Source organism: Roseobacter sp. HKCC-CH-9208 (assembly GCF_037805125.1).
In the GTDB taxonomy this organism is placed as follows: Bacteria; Pseudomonadota; Alphaproteobacteria; order Rhodobacterales; family Rhodobacteraceae; genus M30B80.
This window is the reverse complement of the sequence record NZ_JBBLYK010000001.1, coordinates 968,184-986,734: the sequence shown is the minus strand read 5'-3', so window position 1 is coordinate 986,734 and position 18,551 is coordinate 968,184. Positions and strand designations below refer to the sequence as shown.

The following is an 18,551-nucleotide window of genomic DNA, read 5'->3' as shown; positions in this document are numbered from 1 at the left end:
TTTGGACATATGAATGAAATTGAAAATATCGACAGCGCGATCGAGACTTTAACAGGCAAACTCTTGGTCGCTATGCCTGGAATGGGGGATCCGCGTTTTGCGCATGCGGTGGTGTTCCTCTGCGCGCATGATGACGAGCAGGCCATGGGGTTGATCATTAACAAACCTTTGACCGAATTAACCTTGTCTGAGATGTTTGAGCAATTGGGCATTGCTAATGGCTCAGGATCTTTGCCTGATTTACCAATCTGCTTTGGTGGCCCCGTTGAACAGGGGCGTGGATTTGTTCTGCATGAAACCTCTTATGCGCAAGGTGACGCAGGTCATGCGGGACGCCTAGAGGTGGATGACACATTTGCCATGACCGCCACCCTTGATATCCTAGACGATATTGCGCAAGGCGAAGGCCCAGATCAGGCCATTGTCGCCTTGGGCTATGCGGGCTGGGGTCGGGGCCAGTTGGAAAGTGAGATTGCGCAGAATGCGTGGCTGATTTGCGAGGCCGCGCCTGATCTGGTTTTCAACGTGGATATGCCGCGCAAATGGGAAGCTGCGCTTGCAAAATTGGGCATTGATCCGATTTTGTTGTCTGCGCATGCAGGGCGCGCTTAATCGCGCGGGGCGGCAGCCCGCATCAGCCGATCATTGATTGCAAGGCCCAATCCCTTTTGTGGGACAGGCGCGACATCAATCCCAGTTTTGCCGCGCAAAGCCAGTTCCGCATCGGCGTGGTGCAGGATTGAAAACAGTGCCGCAGCCGCCTCCCGCAAGTCGCCCTTTTCCGAGAGGGTGAAATCTGCATCCCCCATCGGGCCAAAGGCAATGCGTAATCGTGTTGGGTCGCTGAGATCCTGATTGATGCGCAGCGGTGCATTGGGGGCGTAATGGCTGCTCATCTGACCAGGTGCAGCTACGCGTCCAGGTGTGAGGTCAGACACAAGCGCCCCAGTCAGCGCGCTGATCTCTTCGCGCGCAATGCCACCCTCGCGCAGGAGTTTTGCGGGTTTCTGACTTGCGTCCACGATGCTTGACTCAAGGCCTACGGGGCAGGGCCCACCATCTACGATCGCCGCGATGCGATTGCCCAACGATCGCGCCACATGTTCGGCCGATGTGGGGGACAAACGCCCTGATCTATTGGCAGAGGGTGCAGCAATTGGGCCACCAAAGCGGCGCAAGATATTTTGGGCCACAGGGTGGTTTGGAATGCGAATTGCCACAGTCGGCAGACCTGCACTGACCAAGGGGGATAGCCCGTGATCGGGGCGCAGGCGCAAGACCAAGGTCAAAGGGCCGGGCCAAAACCGATCTGCCAAGATACGTGCGGTATCGGTCACGTCTGCAATTTGCGCGACCTGTGCGAGGTCAGCCACATGCACGATCAGCGGGTTGAATGTAGGCCGCCCTTTTGCCTCAAAGATTTTGGCACAGGCTTGGTCATTGCGTGCATCTGCGCCAAGCCCGTAGACAGTTTCCGTGGGCAGCGCGACCAATTCCCCTTGTTCTAGCAAGCCACAAGCACGCGCGATCCCCTGCTCATCAGTGGACAAACATGCGGGGCGGTCTTGGGTGGGTGGCACTTGTGACATTGGGGTTCATCGCCTAGGACGGCTGTGGTGTTTGCGCGGCCCGATATAGCTTGGGCGTGCTGTGAAGCCAAGCCGCGCTGCAAAAAGGTGTAACATGATCCACTATCCACACGAGACCCCACCTGCAAAAGGCACTGCGCGGGAAATAGCGGATGGCATCCTGTGGATTCGGTTATCCATGCCCTTGGGCTTGGATCATGTGAATGTCTATGCCTTGCGCGAACCAAATGGCTGGACGGTGATCGACACAGGGCTTGATACAAAACTCAATCGCCGTGAATGGGCCGCGATTATAAAAGATGATCTGCGCGGTGATCCTATCTTGCGGGTGGTTGTCACCCATCACCACCCCGATCATGTCGGGCTTGCTGGTTGGTTTATAGCACAAGGCGCGGAATTATTGATGACCCGCACCGCATGGCTGACGGCAAGGATGCTGACCTTGGACGAGGAGCCAACACCGAGCCCAGAAGCGGTGTCTTTTTGGCGTGGGGCGGGCATGGATGAGGCGCTTTTGAGCAAGCGCCTTGATAACCGCCCCTTTAATTTCTGTGACACAGTTTATCCTTTACCCTTGGGCTTTACGCGTTTGGAGGAAGGGGCGGTGCATCGTCTTGGCGGGCGTGACTGGGTCGTGCATTTGGGCCAAGGTCACGCGCCAGATCATGCCACCTTATGGTGCCAAGATGCGCCGCTTGTTTTGGCGGGGGATCAGCTTTTGCCATCGATATCGCCCAATCTTGGGGTTTATCCTACAGAACCGATGGCAGATCCTGTGGCCGAATGGCTAGAAAGCTGCGCAAGGTTTGAAACCATGGCGCGCGAAGATCATCTTGTTTTGCCAGGTCACAAGCTGCCCTATCACGGATTGCCTGCACGATTGGCGCAATTATCGGACAATCATCACGGTGCGCTTGCCCGGCTGCGTGAACATTTGCGCGCGGAACCCCGCACAGCGGTTGACTGCTTTGCCCCCTTGTTCAAACGCCAGATTGATGAGGCGACTTATGGGCTAGCGATGGTCGAGGCCGTGGCCCATCTCAACCATCTCTATCATCTAGGCGAAGTTGTCCGTGAATTGGACACGCGCGGTGCATGGGTTTGGCAGTTGAGCAGTTGAGGGTGCCGCCCATCTCCCTTGTCACCTTGTGAGATTTTTACAAAGATCGTGTCACAGTGTCGCGTGACAGGGCGCATGAAATTCGGTATGCGCATCGTTAAAGCGACCAGATCAATGGAGACGACCATGGCAAAGAACGAACATAAGCACGGCTCGATGGATATCAGCGAACAGGAGAAAACCTTTGATGGTTTCATGACGTGGAGCATGCGCGTTGGTGCTGTTTCGATCGCTGTTGTGATCTTCTTGGCCCTTTTCGCCCGCTAAGTTTGAAGTCGAACACCGATGGGGTGGCGTTCGCCTCTTACAGTTTTGTGTCTCGCGCTGGCCCTTACGGGCTGCGCGAATCCATCGATTTGGGCCAGTGATGAAGACATTGCGACAGCAAGCTATCGCGAGCCAGGGCCAACGCGCATCACGCTTTTGACAATGCTGCGCAGTGAAACAGGCACGGGTGCGCATAGTGCCCTTGTTGTTGATGATGGAACGCAGCGATTGTTGTTTGATCCTGCCGGCGATTGGTTCCACCCTGCCGCACCCGAACGCAATGATGTGCTCTTTGGAATGAATCCCACGCTCTATGGGTTTTATTTGCAGTGGCATGCGCGCGAGACTCATCATGTCGTGGCGCAAGAGGTTCTTTTGCCGCCAGAACAGGCGCGATTCGTGGCGCAGCGCATTCAGGAAATTGGCCCTGTCCCTAAGGCAAATTGTTCGCGCTCAATCTCGGAATTGCTTGGCGAATTGCCGCAATTTTTCGATTTGCCAGTTACGTGGTTTCCCGAAAAGACCATCGAAAATTTGGCCCGCTATGATGGCATCCGAACCTATGAAATCTGGGATGATGATGACGAAGGGTGACCCCTTCACGCTTTGAGCATAGCGCAAAAGAAAACCCCCGTGCCAAAAGGACGGGGGATATCTTTTTTGAAGAAAACTTCGCATCTGCGAAGGTTCTGCTTAGAGCAGACCCTCACGCTGCGCTTTTTTCCGCGCCAGTTTGCGCGCGCGGCGGATTGCTTCCGCTTTCTCGCGTGCTTTCTTGACGGAAGGCTTTTCGAAATGCTGCTTAAGCTTCATTTCACGGAAAACGCCCTCGCGCTGAAGTTTCTTCTTCAGAGCGCGCAATGCTTGATCAACATTGTTGTCGCGAACACTCACCTGCATGTGGTGTCACCACCTTTCTAAGTTAGAGTTTCAAAGTTGCAGGAAGTGGCCATCTAGCAAGAATCTGCTAAGTTGTAAAGCAACGCAGAAAAATGGAGTGATGCGATGGAAAGCCAAGCCACGACCGAGCTGAAAGCGCACATTGTCACCGCAGCATTGGATCATGTGCCGTTTGATGGGTGGTCTGATGCGGCCCTTTGCGCTGCGTTGAGCGATTGCGATGTAGACACCGAAACGGGTCGCGCGCTTTTCCCTCGGGGAGCGGTTGATTTGGCCTTGGCCTTTCATCGGCAGGGGGATGCAGATTTGCTGCGCGCCTTGCGCAATGCTGACTTGTCTGAAATGCGCTATCGTGATCGCGTGGCTTATGGGGTGCGCCTGCGCCTTGAGGCGGTCGCCGCCCACAAAGAGGCCGTGCGCCGCGGCACCACCTTGTTTGCCCTGCCCATCCATGCCGCAGATGGCGCAAAAGCCATCTGGGAAACCGCTGACAGCATTTGGGAGGGGCTTGGGGACCGCGCCAATGATTTCAATTGGTATTCCAAGCGTGCGACATTGGCGGGGGTGTATTCGGCTACTGTGCTTTACTGGTTGGGGGATCAATCGCCAGATCACGCTGCGACATGGGCGTTTTTGGATCGCCGCATCGATGATGTGATGCAAATCGAAAAGCTAAAGAAATCTGTCAATGAGAACCCTGCGCTTAAGCCCATTATGGCGGGGCCAAATTGGCTACTTGGAAAGATTCGCCCCCCTGCGCGGGTCGCACGAATTGACCTTCCAGGATATATTCGTCCAAAAGACCAACAGTGAAATCTGTTCTGGAGAGCTACATGACCCTGCCTGAAACCATGCGCGCGGTTGAAATCAGCGAGGCGGGCGGGCCAGACGTATTGACGCTGTGCAGTCGCCCTTGCCCCCGTCCCGAGGCTGAACAGATTTTGATCAAAATTGCCTATGCAGGGGTAAACAGACCTGATGCGCTGCAACGGGCGGGGCTCTATGATCCGCCCAAAGGGGCCTCTGACCTCCCCGGTCTTGAGGCCTCTGGCACAGTTGTGGCGGTGGGCGAGGCTGTGTCCGAGTGGAAAATCGGGGATCAGGTTTGCGCGCTTCTGCCGGGCGGGGGGTATGCAGATTATGCGCTGACCCATCAATCCCACGCTTTGCCCGTGCCAACGGGTATGGATCTGCGCGCTGCTGCTGCGCTTTGTGAGACGTTTTTCACCGTGTGGTCAAATCTGTTTCAACGCGCCGCCTTGCGCGCGGGTGAGCGGTTGTTGGTGCATGGCGGCGCATCTGGAATTGGCACAACGGCCATTCAATTGGCGCGTGCTTTTGGGGTGCGGGTTTTTGTGACCGCAGGCCAAGATGAAAAATGCAGAGCCTGCGAAGCCTTGGGGGCGGAGCGGGCGATCAATTACCGCACGGAAGATTTCGTTGAGATCATGCGCGCCGAAGGTGGCGCGAATATCATCCTCGATATGGTGGGCGGGCCATATCTGCCGCGCAATATTCGGGCTTTGGCGGATGATGGGCGACTTGTGCAAATCGCCTTTTTGCAGGGCGCGAAGGTTGAGCTGAACTTTACACAGATGATGACGCGGCGCTTGACGTTGACAGGGTCGACCTTACGGCCCCAATCAGATGCCGTCAAAGCCGCGATTGCGTCTGAGTTGCGCACCCATGTTTGGCCCCTGCTCGAAACTGGCCAAATTGCGCCCGTGATGGATAGCAGCTTTGATCTGACCGAGGCCTCCGCTGCCCATACCCATATGGAGGCGTCTGCCCATATCGGAAAAATCGTTCTCGAAGTTGCGCCTTAAGCCTGTTCCAAGATTTTGACCAACGCAGGCAGACCACCCAAATCGGGTAGGCTGTGATAGCGTGCATGGGATTGAGGCGCGTCTGCCTCCTCCAACGCCCAGATATAGGTTGACGGCACATAGACCCCAAAGGCCCCTGCCTCAAGGGCGGGGATGACGTCTGATTTCATGGAATTACCCGCCATCAATGCCACATCGGCACTTGCGCCATGCCGCGCGAAAGCGCGGGTGTAAATTTCAGGTTTCTTGTCGCTGACAATTTCAACGCCGTGAAAATATTCGCCCAAACCCGATTGCGCCAACTTGCGTTCTTGGTCGAGAAGATCACCCTTGGTGATTAGCACCAATTTGTGGCTTTGCGACAGATCGCGCACCACCCTGTCGGCATGGGGCAGCAGGGTGATGGGATGTTGGAGCATGTCCTGACCTGCGGCCAAAATCTCCCCGATTACTGCACCGCTGACTTTTCCTTCGGTGACTTCAATCGCGGTTTCAATCATGGAGAGCATGAACCCTTTAATGCCAAATCCGTAATGGCCGATATTGCGCCGTTCTGCCGCCAAGAGGCGGTTGTGCAAATCGTCTTCGGCGCAGCAATCCGCCAAAAGTTCTGCAAAGCGCGCTTGGGTTACGCGGTAAAATTCCTCGTTCTGCCAAAGCGTATCATCCGCGTCCAAACCGATTATTTGCAGCTTTTTTGTCATTGGGTTATGCACGACCTCAGGCAGTTGCCTTGTGGCCCCTTTTCTGAATCACCTTGCGGCTTATATAAAGGCACATGGACAATGGCACCATGAGCACGCCAGTTTTAGACCAGATGGCCAGTTTTGGAGTAGATATGCGGCGCGATGGCTTGACGATGATGGCGAAACCTCCTGTGGAGGAAAACGACACCACCGTAATATCCAAAACAAAACCAAAAACGCAGCGGCCCCCGATGTATAAGGTGCTGCTTTTGAATGACGACTATACCCCAATGGAGTTTGTCGTTCACGTTCTTGAGCGCTTCTTCGGTATCTCTCATGCGCAGGCGGTCGAGATTATGCTGACTGTGCATAAAAAAGGGGTGGCCGTTGTGGGTGTCTTCTCTTATGAGATTGCCGAAACGAAAGTGGCGCAGGTGATGGAATTCGCGCGCCGCAATCAGCATCCGTTGCAATGCACCATGGAGAAAGAGGACTGATCCCCAGTCCCGCCGCCGCTTATGACCCCAGACAGATGGATTTCCGCGCTTGAGCAAAACGCGCTCAGCTTGCCGCCTCTTTCGGCGGTTTTGATTTATGGTGCCAGTGGCGAAATGCAACTTGATGTGTTCGGACAGGCCCGTCTGTTGGCTGTGCAAGGGTTTTACCCCGATCACGCCCGCGTTGTGGCCCGTGGAATTGATGTGCATCCTGATCTGCCAGCCGATGCGGTGGATGCGTTTGATCTGGCTTTGGTTGCGGCCCATAAATCAAAAAAATTGACCCTGTCGCGGATTGCAAAATCCCTGATGGCATTGCGCAAGGGTGGCATTTTGATGGTGGATGGGGCGAAAACCATCGGGATTGAATCGATCCTCAAGGCCCTAAAATCAACCTTTGACGGCGTAGAAGTTTTTTCAAAATCGCATGGCAAATTGATTTGGTTCGTGCGCCCAGATGTCCTGCCCCAAACCTGCGCGGAATGGGTTGGCAGCGCCACGAAAACTGAAGATGGCCATATCGTGCCAATTGGCAGCTTCTCTGCGGACGGGCCAGATCAAGGATCGGAAATCTTGATTGCACTGGCCCCTAAACTTAAGGGACGCGTTGCTGATCTTGGGGCGGGTTGGGGATATATCGCCGCGCATATTCTGGATGAACAGGATAGCATTGAAACCCTCGATTTGATTGAGGCCGATCACGCGGCGCTTGAGGCCGCGCGCCAGAATGTCGGTGATCCGCGCGCGCGTTTTTTCTGGGCTGATGCGACAGCATTCAAGCCCGACGCGCTTTATGATGCGATTTTGTGCAATCCGCCTTTTCATACATCACGCGCGGCTGATCCTGCCTTGGGGCAGGCCTTTATTTCGGCGGCAAGTCGCCTGCTTAAGCCTTCAGGACAATTTTTGATGGTCGCAAATCGCCACCTGCCCTATGAATCGGCGCTGAAGGCGAATTTTTCAACGGGTCGCATGTTGGCCGAGATGCAGGGCTACAAGCTCTATCAAGCTGGGAAACCGAAAGCTGCGCGATCTGCGCGATGATCGGCAAAGGGGTTTTGGAATGTCTTTATCCATCCAAGGAAAAACTGCGATTGTGACGGGGGCCGCCAATGGGATTGGCCTTGCGATCGCGCGTCATTTTTCTGACCTTGGCGCGAATGTCGTGTTCACAGATCGCGATGAAGAGCGGCTTTTTGATGAATGTGGCGCCTCAGATGATGAGCGCGCGCCAAATATTCGCGCCTTTGCAGGAGATTTGAGCGAAAAGCTGACAGTGGCCAATTTGATCTCGGCCACGATTGATGCCTTCGATCGGGTCGATATTTTGGTCAATGCGTGCCGCCAGATCATACCAACGGACCCGTTTGATCCTGCCGATACCAGCATTGAGCGAATGTTGCAGCAAAACCTGTTTACATCGCTTCGCCTGAGCCAAGCCGTTGCAAAAAAGATGATTGCCCAAGCCGAAGGGGATGACCGCGATGATGAGACGCGCGGCGCGATTGTGAATATCTCGAACATCGCTGCGATGCGCAGCCATCCTGATTTGATGGGCTATTCGGTGTCGTTAGCGGCGCTTGAGCAATCTACGCGGTCTTTGGCATTGTCCCTCGCCCCAAATCGTATTCGTGTGAATGCTGTATCTTTTGGGTCTGTGATGTCAGCGAGCCTTCAAGCGGGTTTGGCAGAAGATGAATTGAAGCGCAAAGACATCCAAAGCCACACACCGCTTGGCCGCATTGCTTCAGCGCGCGAAGTGGCGGGTGCGGCCCAATTCTTTGCCTCGGATGGGGCGGGATTTGTTACAGGGCAAGTTCTCTGCGTGGATGGTGGGCGCAGCTTGCTTGATCCTGTTGGCGTGCCTTTGCATTAAAAAACCGCGCAACCTTTGGGGCGCGCGGTTTTCAGATGGCAGGCGTTATACCGCCTGATTATTTGTTGTCTTCGTCTTTATCATCTGGCAGGTTAAAGAAGCTGTCCGCATCATAGGTCTTTTCGGTTTCGTCCTCGTCCTCATCGGCGGCAGACGAATTGCCTGAGAGGCTGAATGTTTCAAGACCCGAAATCGCGCTTGGCATTTTTGGCTCTGGATCACCTGCAAGGCTTTGTTCGGTCGAGACCAATTTACGGCGCTCATCATCGGTCATAACCAGACCTTCTTTGGCGCGTTTCGCGTTGGCTGATTGCACGGCAGCATCCAATTCAGACTGCTTGCACAGACCAAGCGCAACAGGGTCGATTGGTTGAATGTTGGAAATGTTCCAATGGGTGCGTTCGCGGATAGCTTGGATGGTTGGTTTGGTGGTGCCAACCAATTTGCCAATCTGGCCATCGGACAGCTCTGGGTGGAATTTGACCAACCAAAGGATTGAAGCAGGACGATCCTGACGCTTGGACAGGGGCGTGTAGCGTGGGCCCCGGCGCTTTTCCTCGCCCAGTGCGGCGGGGTTATGCTTCAGCTTTAGATTATGCGCAGGGTCTTTCTCGCCACGATCAATCTCGTCTTGGTCGAGTTGGTTATTGGCAATCGGGTCAAAACCCTTGACGCCTGTGGCCACGTCACCATCTGCAATCCCTTGCACTTCCAATTCATGCAGCCCGCAGAAATCGCCGATCTGCTTAAAGCTGAGCGTGGTGTTATCCACCAACCAAACGGCGGTGGCCTTTGCCATGATGGGTTTTGTCATTTTTAGCTCCTTTTCGGATGCAATCGGGCGGGCGCTGAAACAACGCTGCGGCGGGGGCCGCAATTCCTCGATTTCGGGGAAGTTGCCCGTTATATAAGGCAGCGATTGGCGCAAGGAAAGAGGGAAACGCGAGATGGGGTGCAGATTGATACGTGCGGGGCTTTTGGCCTTTGCGCTATGTGGCGCGGCACTTTCTGCGCGGGCCGATCAGGCGGGGGTGCTTGACCTTTATGTCTTAGCCCTCAGTTGGAATTCAACATGGTGCGCGATTGAGGGGGATGAGCGTGGGGCGGCGCAATGCGAGACAGGCGCACGCCATGGGTTCACCTTGCACGGGCTTTGGCCACAATATGAGGAGGGGTGGCCCAGTTATTGCTCAACACCCGCGCGCGGCCCAAGTGATGCGTTGACGGCAGGCATGGTTGATATCATGGGAAGCTCAGGCCTTGCCTGGCACCAATGGCTTAAGCATGGGGTCTGTTCTGGCCTGCCTGCTGAGGATTACTTCGCCCTATCGCGCCGCGCTTATGCGGCGGTGACTGTGCCAGCGGTTTTGACCCAACTTAATCGACCTGTGCGCCTGCCAGCCGAAGTGGTGGAGGACGCGCTCCGCGAAGCCAACCCTGATCTCAGTGACAGTGGTGTTGTCACCACCTGCCGCGAAGGTCGCATCGCAGAGCTGCGCATTTGTCTGACCCGCGATTTAGAGCCCCGTGATTGCCCTGCCGATATGGGGCGCGATTGTTCTTTGCGTGAGGCGCTGTTTGATCCAATCCGCTGATGCGTGCTTGCACCTTCGCGGTGGGCATGCATCACTCGCCCGCTCACAGCAATCAGGAGATTCGGCATCATGACCGCCCCCATTTGTGTGGCAATAAACGGCTTTGGTCGCATTGGGCGCACCGTGCTGCGCGCGTGGCTTAAGGGCGGTTGGCCCGAGGTTGAGATTGTCGCCATCAACGACATAGCCCCCCTAAAGACCTGCGCTTACCTGTTCGAATATGACAGCGTCTTTGGCCCTTACGCGGGCGAGGTGAGCTGCGGTGATGGCGCATTGGTGATTGATGGGCGCCCGATTGCCTTTACCTGTGAGCCTGATCTAGCGGCGCTGCCCCTTGCGGGGGTGGACATTCTGATGGAATGCACGGGGCGCGCCATGGATCGGCGGATTGCTGAGGCAGGTTTGCGCGCAGGTGCCGCACGGGTGCTGATTTCTGGCCCCTCCCTTGATGCTGATGTGACGCTGGTCTTGGGGGCGAATGATGCGGCCCTATTGCCCGATGCGCGCATTGTGTCGAACGCATCTTGCACCACCAATGCCACAGCCCCCCTGATGCGGGTTCTCGATGAGGCCTTTGGGGTTGAGACGGCTTTGATGACGACAGTGCATTGTTACACGGGCAGCCAACCCACCGTGGATATGCCGATGGGGGATTTGGTGCGGTCCCGCGCAGCTGCCTTGTCGATGGTGCCCACAACAACCAGTGCAGAAAAGTTGATTGATCTTGTGCTGCCCCATCTTGCGGGGCGGATCACAGGCTCGGCAATTCGGGTCCCAACGGCAAGTGTCTCTTGTATCGATTTGGCGGTCATCACCGAGCAGCGGCCATCGGTTGAGGCGGCGCGCGATGTCCTGCGCGCAGCCGAAGGGCCAATCTTAGGCTATACTGAGGCGCCTGTTGTCTCGACTGATCTTCGGGCGCGCCCCGAGTCGTTGATCGTGCAAGGGGATCAGATCAAACGCTCCAAAGGCGGGATGCTGCGCGTCTTTGGGTGGTATGACAATGAATGGGGATTTTCTGCGCGCATGTTGGATGTGGCGCGCAAGATGGGGGCGCAAGCCTAAATAAGAAAGGAGCGAGGAGCATGGCAGATTGGAAAAACTGGATGCGCGAGGCGAATTATATCGCAGGCGCATGGGTGGGCGCGGATGATGGTGCGACCTTGGATGTTACAAACCCCGCTACAGGCGAGGTGATTGGGCAAATTCCGAAATCTGGCCACTCAGAAACCATGCGCGCGATTGATGCAGCCCATGCAGCTTTTCCCGCTTTTGCGGCGATGGACTTGATGGGGCGCTTGGCGCTTTTGTGGAAATTGCACGATGCGCTGATGGATAACCAAGACAGTTTGGCCGAATTGTTGACCCGCGAGATGGGTAAACCTTTGGCAGAAGCGAAGGGCGAAATTGCCATCGGTGCGCAATATCTGCGGTGGTATGCAGAGGAGGCCCGCCGTGTGAAAGGCGAGATCGTTCCTGCAGGCGTCAATGGTCGCCGTATTTTGGTAACAAAGCACCCTGTGGGTGTTGTGGGCATGATTACGCCTTGGAATTTCCCCTCCTCGATGCTGGCCCGCAAACTTGCGCCTGCTTTGGCGGTTGGCTGCACGGTTGTTGCGAAGCCTTCGGAAGAAACCCCCTATTCAGGCTTGGCTTGGGCAGCTTTGGCCGAGGACGTGGGCTATCCCAAAGGGGTGATTAACATCGTCACGGGGGATGCGCCCGCCATTGGTGGTGCGATGATGGCGCGCCCTGAATTGCGCAAAGTGACCTTCACGGGCTCGACCAATGTGGGCAAATTATTGATCCGCCAGTCAGCTGATACAGTCAAGAAAGTCTCAATGGAATTGGGGGGGAATGCCCCATTCATCGTTTTTGACGATGCTGATCTGGATCGTGCGATTGACGGGGTTATGGCCTCTAAGTTTCGCAATTCTGGTCAGACCTGCGTTTGCGCCAATCGTGTTTTTGTGCAGGCAGGCGTGCATGATGAATTCGTGGCGAAACTGGTTGAGAAAACCCGCGCGCTGAAACTTGGAAATGGCATGGATGCGGGCGTGACCCAAGGGCCGTTGATCAATCAAGCGGCGTTGAAAAAGGTCGAGGGTTTTGTGGAAGACGCCAAAGCCAAAGGTGCCACTGTGGCCACGGGCGGCATGCGGGATCAATTGGGCGGCACATTCTTTCAGCCAACGGTTTTGACAGGGGCCAAAGCCGACATGGAATTTGCTCAGGAAGAAATCTTTGGCCCTGTTGCGCCCGTGTTCAAATTTGAGACAGATCAAGACGGGATTGATATGGCCAATAACACCCGCTTTGGCCTTGCGGCTTATGCCTACACCTCTGACCTAGCGCGCGCGATGCGCCTTGATCGGGATTTGCAATATGGCATGGTCGGGATCAACTCTGGCATGATCACCACGGTTGAGGCGCCCTTCGGCGGCGTCAAGGAATCGGGTCTTGGCAAAGAGGGCGGCAGCCAAGGTGTCGAAGATTATCTTGATACCAAATATGTCTGCATTGACGGGCTCTGATCCCACTTCCCTCGACCTGATGCGTGTGGGGGATTGCGCATAGGGTCGAGGGGCGCGTGGATGCGCATTAGGCATGCATATGCCCTGACCTGTAAAACGACAGTTTAGATTTGAGATTTAGGTTAAAATGATTTCCGCGCGCTCAAGGCCGCGGAAATCGTGCCATCGTCAAGATAGTCCAATTCGCCCCCGATGGGCACACCTTGCGCCAGGGATGTGATTTTCACGTGTCCTTCGCGCGCCATTGGGGCGAGTTCGCCCGCAATGTAATGGGCGGTGGTTTGACCATCAACGGTGGCATTCAGCGCAAGGATCACTTCTTCAATTCCATCTCTTGCGACCCGCTCAATAAGGCGTGGGATACGCAGATCGTCAGGGCCAATATCGTCTAGTGCCGATAGCGTGCCACCCAAGACATGATAACGCCCGCCAAAGGCGCGGCCGCGTTCCATCGCCCAAAGATCGGCGACGTCCTCGACCACGCAGATTTGGCCATTGCCCCGCTTGGGGTCGGTGCAAATCGCGCAGACCTCATCGGTGCCGATATTGCCACAAGAGAGGCATTCACGCGCATCACGGGCCACTTCGGCCAACGATTGCGCCAAGGGCGTCATCAGGCCTGCGCGTTTTTTGATCAGGTGCAAAACCGCACGCCGTGCCGAGCGTGGCCCAAGACCAGGCAAGCGCGCCATCAGCGCGATCAATTCCTCTATTTGGCGCGCGCCTTCGCTCATCGAAATCAGAAGGGCAGCTTCATGCCTGCTGGCAGGCCAAGCTCAGCAGTGATTTTTTGCAATTCTTCCTGACTGCGATCAGAGGCTTTTGCTTGCGCATCTTTGATGGCGGCCAAGATCAAATCTTCGACCACTTCCTTGTCATCCCCATTAAAGATGGAGGGGTCGATATCCAAACCCACCAATTCGCCCTTGGCGCTGGCTGTGGCCTTCACGAGGCCTGCACCTGCTTCCCCTGTGACGCGGATTGTGTGCAGGTTTTCTTGCATTTCCGCCATGCGGGTCTGCATTTCTTGTGCCTGTTTCATCATCTTGGTCATATCGCCAAGACCGCCAAGGCCTTTGAGCATATCCATCATCCTTTATGGTTAATCGTCTTCGAACGGATCCCATTCATCTTCGATCTCGGGCAAGGCCTCGACCGCAGCATGGGCCTGAATATCTGTGTGACTGCGAATATCTGTAATTTTGGCGTGTGGAAAGGCCAAGAGGACGGCCTGCATCAGCGGATGGTCTTTGGTCTCTTTTTCAAGCTCGGCACGCTCCGCATTCGCCTGTTCTTCGATGGTGGGTGCGCCGCCCGAGGAGACGACCGAGACCACCCATCTTATCCCTGTCCATTGCGTCAAGCGTTGGCCAAGGCGTGGCCCCAAATCTTCGGGCGCGCGGTCAGTAGGTTCAAATTCAATGCGCCCCGCGCGATAGGAGGCCAAGCGCAAAGTGGTCTTAACCTCAACCAACAATTTGATGTCGCGCATCTCTTCGATCAATGCGACCACATGCTCAAAAGTCGGGTATCGTGCCAGTAGGGCCTCTGGGGCCTCGGAAAGGGCCGCTTGCGGCGCGCCATTTGTGCCGCCTGTGCTGCTTGGAAAGCTTGAGCCTCGCGCGGGTGCGCCATGCGATCCGCCTTGTGTGGGGGCTGGCCCGCGCGGTGGTGCGGCAGGGGGCGGTGTTGTGGATTGCAGCTTACGGATCAAATCATCGGGGCTTGGCAATTCGGCCACATGGGTCAGGCGGATCACGGCCATTTCGGCGGCCATCATCGCATTGGGGGCAAAGGCCACTTCCTCAAGCGACTTCAGCAGCATCTGCCACATCCGCGACAAGGCGCGCATTTGCAAATCCCTCGATAGCGCCACCCCGCGGCTGCGCTCATCAGGCGAAATAGAGGGGTCTTCAGCGGTTTCGGGCGAGATTTTCACAACCGACAGCCAATGGGTGATATCGGCCAAATCCCGCAAAACTGCCATTGGGTCAGCGCCATCGGCGTATTGCGTGGCCAATTCATCCAATGCACCCTTGGCATCGCCGCGCATGATCATCTCAAACAGATCCATGACACGCCCGCGATCTGCAAGGCCGAGCATCGCGCGCACTTGTTCCGCGCTGGTTTCGCCTGCGCCATGGGAAATTGCCTGATCCAAAAGGCTGAGAGCATCGCGCACAGACCCTTCCGCCGCGCGCGTGATCAGGGCCAAGGCTTCGTCCGTGATTTCGGCTTTTTCCAGATCCGAGATTTTGCGCAAATGCGTGATCATCACCTCAGGCTCGATGCGGCGCAGATCAAACCGCTGGCAGCGCGACAATACGGTGACAGGCACTTTGCGAATCTCTGTGGTCGCGAAGATGAATTTCACATGGGCGGGCGGTTCTTCCAATGTCTTAAGCAGCGCGTTAAACGCGCTGGTCGACAGCATGTGAACCTCGTCAATTATGTAAATCTTATAGCGCGCGCTGGCAGAGCGATAATTGACGCTTTCAATAATCTCGCGGATGTCATTCACGCCGGTGCGTGATGCCGCGTCCATTTCCATGACATCGACATGGCGCCCTTCGGCGATAGAGGTGCAATGTTCGCATTGCCCGCAGGGTTCAGTCGTGTGCTTGCCCGCACCATCAGGGCCAATGCAGTTTAGGCCTTTGGCAATAATTCGTGCGGTGGTCGTTTTCCCTGTGCCGCGAATGCCCGTCATAATGAAGGCTTGCGCGATGCGATCGGCGGCAAATGCGTTTTTCAGTGTCCGCACCATGGCCTCTTGCCCGATCAAATCGGCGAAACTTGCGGGGCGATATTTGCGCGCAAGCACCTGATAGGCTTGATCGGTGGTTTGGGTCATAGGGTTTTCCAACGGCTCTTGACGGTTTTTGCTTGGCAGAACGGCGCCCTGCCTGCAGGGTTATTAGCAAACTAGGCGCAGATGAGCGGCGCGGCAACCGCTTCCTGCGCGCAAAGCAAGCGGGGACGCGATGAGCGATAGATCACGGCTTTTGATATTCCTGTTTTTGATCCTGGCCAGCGTCTTTGTCGCGCTGGTTCATCTATGGGCCGCTCTTGTTGAGGGCGGGTTTCGGGCCATCCCGTTATCGGTGGTGTCGATCTTTGTGTTGATCCATTTGCCCGCAACCGCCGCAGGCATTTGGTTATGGCGCCAAGGGGCCTTGGGGCGGATGCGCTATTTGGTGCATGGGCTGACCCTCTATTTTTGCGTGGCCCTGTTCTTCGCGATGGCGGGGAATTTTATTTGGGCTTCACTTGTGAATGGCCTTTATGGTGGGGGCAGCTAAGGTCATGACGCCTCAGGCGGTGTGATCCCAGACCAGTCCCATATGGTGCGCCGCTCATCGGGCATTTTAGGTGAGGAGGGTTTTGCCTCAAACCCATCCAAAAACGCCAAAGGATCGTCAAAAGTCAGGTCAGATAATGTTTCGGGGGTGATCTCCCACCACGCGCTGCGTTGAAGCCGCGTTGCAATCTCAGGCGCAAAACGGGGGCGGATGACGCGGGCGGGGTTGCCGCCAACAATCATGTAATCTGCCACATCGCGCGTCACCACAGAACCCGCTGCAATCACCGCGCCATTGCCGATGGATATACCATCACGCAGCAGCACATCTTGGCCAATCCAAACGTCATGACCGATACGCACAGGCCGCACCGCGCCATCATACCGGGCAGAGTCAGGCAAGGGGGGCAGGTCAAACATCCGCCGCCTGCGGGGTTGATATTGCACAGGCGAGGTTGTCACCCAATGATGCGGATGGCTGGCCCCCATTACGCGGACATTTTCGCTGATCGAGCAATATCGCCCAATCCAACCCGCAATAAAAACGGAATGGCTGTAGGAATAGGCGCCAAGCGGCATCAGACCTCTTGGATTATGCTGACTGTGACGTTCAAACTTGGCGCTTGCATTGTTCAAAACATGGCCCGCGCGCAGCTTAGGGTAAAAACGAATGGGCAGCGCCTCGACCAATGCCAGATCGGTGCAGCGAAAGCGATTCATTGCAGCCTATTCCCCGAAATTCCGTAACCCAAGCCACAGCTTGGTTGCTTTTACGCACCGCCGCAAGGGTTCAGGTGGCACTTATTTTCAAGGGAAAGGTGAGAGGCTGGACAACGACCCAAGCGGGACTCGTTACGGCTGCTTCCTTCCGGATCTGACCGGGTTGGCGAGGAGCCTGTCCGCGCCAACCTCTCAACGCCCAAATAGTCAATCTTGGCTCTTGGTGCAAGGGCTGCACAAAAAATGCGGGCTAAAGCGTCATTTCAAATTGCTCGAACCCTTGGGCCTAGACGCCAGAATAGGCCAGACCATTCAAATCGCGCTCTTTCCCGACCTCCCGCGCAGTAGGGGGTGTCGTGAAAATAGTCATATTCGGTCAGATGAGCGTGTAAATCGGTGGTCGCAAAAAGCGTGGCCTTCAGACGCGCGGACCGCGCCGTCCCTATGATGATCTGTCCCGCAGCCAAATCTCATCCCCTTATGATGGGGGCATCATACAACCATAAGGGTAGTTCTGCGCAATCCTATTCTTGTTGCACCCCGTTCACGTCTCTGTAAGGTTTGGGCGCGAAGCAAGGATCACATCACATGCCCCTTTTACAAACTGCCTCTCCGGTCACCTTTGGTGGATCGAATTTAGATCGTGCGGCGCATTTGCGGGATGATCCTGTGCAATTGGGGCAAATTGCAAAGGCGCATATCTTGGTTCTGTGGCGTGGCAAGGTGCTATGTCAGCGCGATTCAGAAACGGGTCTGGCGTCCTTGTGCTTTTTGCCAAAAGACGCACCGCTTTTTCGAGATCTCGCAGAGGAGGCGCGGTTGTTTTTGGGGCTGTCCGAGGATGGGGCGGCCTATTTTGCGCAAGACCTGAGCGATTGGAATCCTGAATTGCCAGAAGGGGTCAGCTTGAACTCCTTTGTTGATCTGTCCGAGCAGGCCCATCCAGATGCGCCCGAGGGCGCTGTGTTTTTGGAATTGCGCAGCATTATGATCACCCTGCCTCCACGCGCAGCAGAATTGGCGGCAACAGCCCGTGCTTTGTTGAATTGGCACAGCTCGCATCTCTATTGCGCCAAATGTGGAAGCCCTTCGCAGATGGTGCAAGCGGGGTGGCAGCGCAAATGCCCCGCCTGTGGCGCCTCGCATTTCCCGCGCACGGATCCCGTGGTGATCATGCTTGTGACCTATGGCGATCAAATTTTGTTGGGGCGTTCGCATGGTTGGCCCGAAGGGATGTATTCCGCACTCGCAGGGTTTGTCGAACCTGGTGAGACAATCGAGGCCGCCGTGCGCCGCGAAGTGTTGGAAGAAGCGGGGATCACCACATCCGAAGTGCGCTATGTTGCCAATCAACCTTGGCCTTACCCCAACTCTTTGATGTTTGGCTGCCTAGCCACCGCCACAAGCACAAAGATTACGGTTGATCCAAATGAATTGGGCGATGCGCGATGGTTAAGCCGCCAAGAGGCGATGGATGTCTTTTGTGGGTCACACCCAGAAATATCTTCGCCGCGCAAGGGCGCAATTGCGCGGTTTTTGCTGGAAAACTGGCTCGCAGATCGGTTCATATAGGCTGCAAAAGGTGCGCGACTGGGGTGGTCTTTGGCCAGACGCCCTGCCTTCACAGCGCGCAAAGGATC

Annotated in this window: 22 protein-coding genes and 1 other RNA gene; 14 read left to right on the top strand and 9 right to left on the bottom strand. The window is 55.8% G+C overall.

What is annotated here, in order from left to right:
• Positions 1 to 9 precede the first annotated feature (9 nt).
• Positions 10 to 612 (top strand): YqgE/AlgH family protein, encoded by a 603-nt coding sequence (locus AAC621_RS04865; protein WP_340252733.1) that lies wholly within the window; start codon positions 10 to 12, stop codon positions 610 to 612.
• Here the strand turns inward: AAC621_RS04865 and AAC621_RS04860 are convergent.
• Positions 609 to 1,589, bottom strand: a complete 981-nt coding sequence (locus AAC621_RS04860) for an L-threonylcarbamoyladenylate synthase (protein WP_340252731.1) — start codon at positions 1,587 to 1,589, stop codon at positions 609 to 611. The two genes, AAC621_RS04865 and AAC621_RS04860, sit on opposite strands and share 4 nt — an antisense overlap.
• Positions 1,590 to 1,683: 94 nt before the next feature.
• Between AAC621_RS04860 and AAC621_RS04855 the strand changes: the two genes are divergently transcribed.
• From AAC621_RS04855 to AAC621_RS04845, 3 genes are all read left to right on the top strand, one after another.
• Complete coding sequence (locus AAC621_RS04855; protein ID WP_340252729.1) at positions 1,684 to 2,709, top strand: MBL fold metallo-hydrolase; 1,026 nt, start codon at positions 1,684 to 1,686, stop codon at positions 2,707 to 2,709.
• A 126-nt stretch (positions 2,710 to 2,835) separates the two neighbouring features.
• Positions 2,836 to 2,976 carry an aa3-type cytochrome c oxidase subunit IV gene (locus AAC621_RS04850; RefSeq protein WP_340244868.1) on the top strand — a complete coding sequence of 47 codons (141 nt, stop codon included), beginning with the start codon at positions 2,836 to 2,838 and terminating at the stop codon, positions 2,974 to 2,976.
• A gap of 18 nt (positions 2,977 to 2,994) precedes the next feature.
• On the top strand, positions 2,995 to 3,570 hold the full coding sequence (locus AAC621_RS04845) for a hypothetical protein (RefSeq protein ID WP_340252727.1): 576 nt from the start codon (positions 2,995 to 2,997) through the stop codon (positions 3,568 to 3,570).
• Between the two features lie 99 nt (positions 3,571 to 3,669).
• On the opposite strand, the gene rpsU is transcribed toward AAC621_RS04845, so the two are convergent.
• Positions 3,670 to 3,876, bottom strand: coding sequence for a 30S ribosomal protein S21 (gene rpsU, locus AAC621_RS04840; RefSeq protein ID WP_009806335.1), 207 nt, complete (start codon positions 3,874 to 3,876; stop codon positions 3,670 to 3,672).
• 105 nt (positions 3,877 to 3,981) lie between these two features.
• On the opposite strand from rpsU, the gene AAC621_RS04835 reads away from it, so the two are divergent.
• Together AAC621_RS04835 and AAC621_RS04830 are read left to right on the top strand one after the other, a co-directional pair.
• Positions 3,982 to 4,689 carry a COQ9 family protein gene (locus AAC621_RS04835; protein ID WP_340252725.1) on the top strand — a complete coding sequence of 236 codons (708 nt, stop codon included), beginning with the start codon at positions 3,982 to 3,984 and terminating at the stop codon, positions 4,687 to 4,689.
• Positions 4,690 to 4,715: 26 nt separating this feature from the next.
• Positions 4,716 to 5,702 (top strand): NAD(P)H-quinone oxidoreductase, encoded by a 987-nt coding sequence (locus tag AAC621_RS04830; RefSeq protein ID WP_340256337.1) that lies wholly within the window; start codon positions 4,716 to 4,718, stop codon positions 5,700 to 5,702.
• On the opposite strand, the gene AAC621_RS04825 is transcribed toward AAC621_RS04830, so the two are convergent.
• A complete protein-coding gene (locus tag AAC621_RS04825) occupies positions 5,699 to 6,406 on the bottom strand; it encodes an HAD family hydrolase (RefSeq protein ID WP_340252723.1) in 708 nt (235 codons plus the stop codon). The two genes, AAC621_RS04830 and AAC621_RS04825, sit on opposite strands and share 4 nt — an antisense overlap.
• 158 nt (positions 6,407 to 6,564) lie before the next feature.
• Here AAC621_RS04825 and clpS point away from each other — a divergent pair, with 158 nt between their 5' ends.
• From clpS to AAC621_RS04810, 3 genes are read left to right on the top strand one after another with little or no spacing between them, the layout of a single operon-like run.
• Entirely contained in the window at positions 6,565 to 6,885 is a 321-nt protein-coding gene (clpS, locus tag AAC621_RS04820) for an ATP-dependent Clp protease adapter ClpS (RefSeq protein WP_340256334.1), read from the top strand.
• Positions 6,886 to 6,906: 21 nt separating this feature from the next.
• The gene (locus AAC621_RS04815) at positions 6,907 to 7,929 is read left to right on the top strand and encodes a class I SAM-dependent methyltransferase (protein WP_340252721.1); all 1,023 of its coding nucleotides are present in this window, start codon (positions 6,907 to 6,909) and stop codon (positions 7,927 to 7,929) included.
• Positions 7,930 to 7,948: 19 nt separating this feature from the next.
• Entirely contained in the window at positions 7,949 to 8,761 is an 813-nt protein-coding gene (locus AAC621_RS04810; RefSeq protein WP_340252719.1) for an SDR family NAD(P)-dependent oxidoreductase, read from the top strand.
• 58 nt (positions 8,762 to 8,819) lie between these two features.
• Here AAC621_RS04810 and AAC621_RS04805 read toward each other — a convergent pair whose 3' ends face one another.
• A complete protein-coding gene (locus AAC621_RS04805; RefSeq protein ID WP_340252717.1) occupies positions 8,820 to 9,575 on the bottom strand; it encodes a DUF1013 domain-containing protein in 756 nt (251 codons plus the stop codon).
• A 133-nt stretch (positions 9,576 to 9,708) separates the two neighbouring features.
• Between AAC621_RS04805 and AAC621_RS04800 the strand changes: the two genes are divergently transcribed.
• From AAC621_RS04800 to AAC621_RS04790, 3 genes are all read left to right on the top strand, one after another.
• Complete coding sequence (locus tag AAC621_RS04800; protein WP_340252715.1) at positions 9,709 to 10,356, top strand: ribonuclease T2; 648 nt, start codon at positions 9,709 to 9,711, stop codon at positions 10,354 to 10,356.
• A 69-nt stretch (positions 10,357 to 10,425) separates the two neighbouring features.
• Entirely contained in the window at positions 10,426 to 11,421 is a 996-nt protein-coding gene (locus tag AAC621_RS04795) for a type I glyceraldehyde-3-phosphate dehydrogenase (protein WP_340252713.1), read from the top strand.
• 20 nt (positions 11,422 to 11,441) lie between these two features.
• Positions 11,442 to 12,890, top strand: coding sequence for an NAD-dependent succinate-semialdehyde dehydrogenase (locus AAC621_RS04790; RefSeq protein WP_340252711.1), 1,449 nt, complete (start codon positions 11,442 to 11,444; stop codon positions 12,888 to 12,890).
• A gap of 122 nt (positions 12,891 to 13,012) precedes the next feature.
• Here AAC621_RS04790 and recR read toward each other — a convergent pair whose 3' ends face one another.
• The 3 genes from recR to AAC621_RS04775 are packed head-to-tail and all read right to left on the bottom strand — an operon-like array spanning position 13,013 to position 15,744.
• Positions 13,013 to 13,624, bottom strand: a complete 612-nt coding sequence (gene recR / locus AAC621_RS04785) for a recombination mediator RecR (RefSeq protein WP_340252709.1) — start codon at positions 13,622 to 13,624, stop codon at positions 13,013 to 13,015.
• Between the two features lie 5 nt (positions 13,625 to 13,629).
• On the bottom strand, positions 13,630 to 13,974 hold the full coding sequence (locus AAC621_RS04780; RefSeq protein ID WP_317656544.1) for a YbaB/EbfC family nucleoid-associated protein: 345 nt from the start codon (positions 13,972 to 13,974) through the stop codon (positions 13,630 to 13,632).
• An 18-nt stretch (positions 13,975 to 13,992) separates the two neighbouring features.
• Positions 13,993 to 15,744 (bottom strand): DNA polymerase III subunit gamma/tau, encoded by a 1,752-nt coding sequence (locus AAC621_RS04775; RefSeq protein WP_445322488.1) that lies wholly within the window; start codon positions 15,742 to 15,744, stop codon positions 13,993 to 13,995.
• Between the two features lie 130 nt (positions 15,745 to 15,874).
• Here AAC621_RS04775 and AAC621_RS04770 point away from each other — a divergent pair, with 130 nt between their 5' ends.
• Complete coding sequence (locus tag AAC621_RS04770; protein ID WP_317656543.1) at positions 15,875 to 16,192, top strand: hypothetical protein; 318 nt, start codon at positions 15,875 to 15,877, stop codon at positions 16,190 to 16,192.
• Between the two features lie 2 nt (positions 16,193 to 16,194).
• Here AAC621_RS04770 and AAC621_RS04765 read toward each other — a convergent pair whose 3' ends face one another.
• The gene (locus tag AAC621_RS04765; protein WP_340252706.1) at positions 16,195 to 16,911 is read right to left on the bottom strand and encodes a CatB-related O-acetyltransferase; all 717 of its coding nucleotides are present in this window, start codon (positions 16,909 to 16,911) and stop codon (positions 16,195 to 16,197) included.
• 96 nt (positions 16,912 to 17,007) lie between these two features.
• An RNA gene (gene ffs, locus AAC621_RS04760) (signal recognition particle sRNA small type) lies at positions 17,008 to 17,106 on the bottom strand.
• Positions 17,107 to 17,499: 393 nt separating this feature from the next.
• Here ffs and nudC point away from each other — a divergent pair.
• Positions 17,500 to 18,483, top strand: coding sequence for an NAD(+) diphosphatase (nudC, locus tag AAC621_RS04755; RefSeq protein ID WP_340252704.1), 984 nt, complete (start codon positions 17,500 to 17,502; stop codon positions 18,481 to 18,483).
• The last annotated feature ends 68 nt before the right edge of the window (positions 18,484 to 18,551 follow it).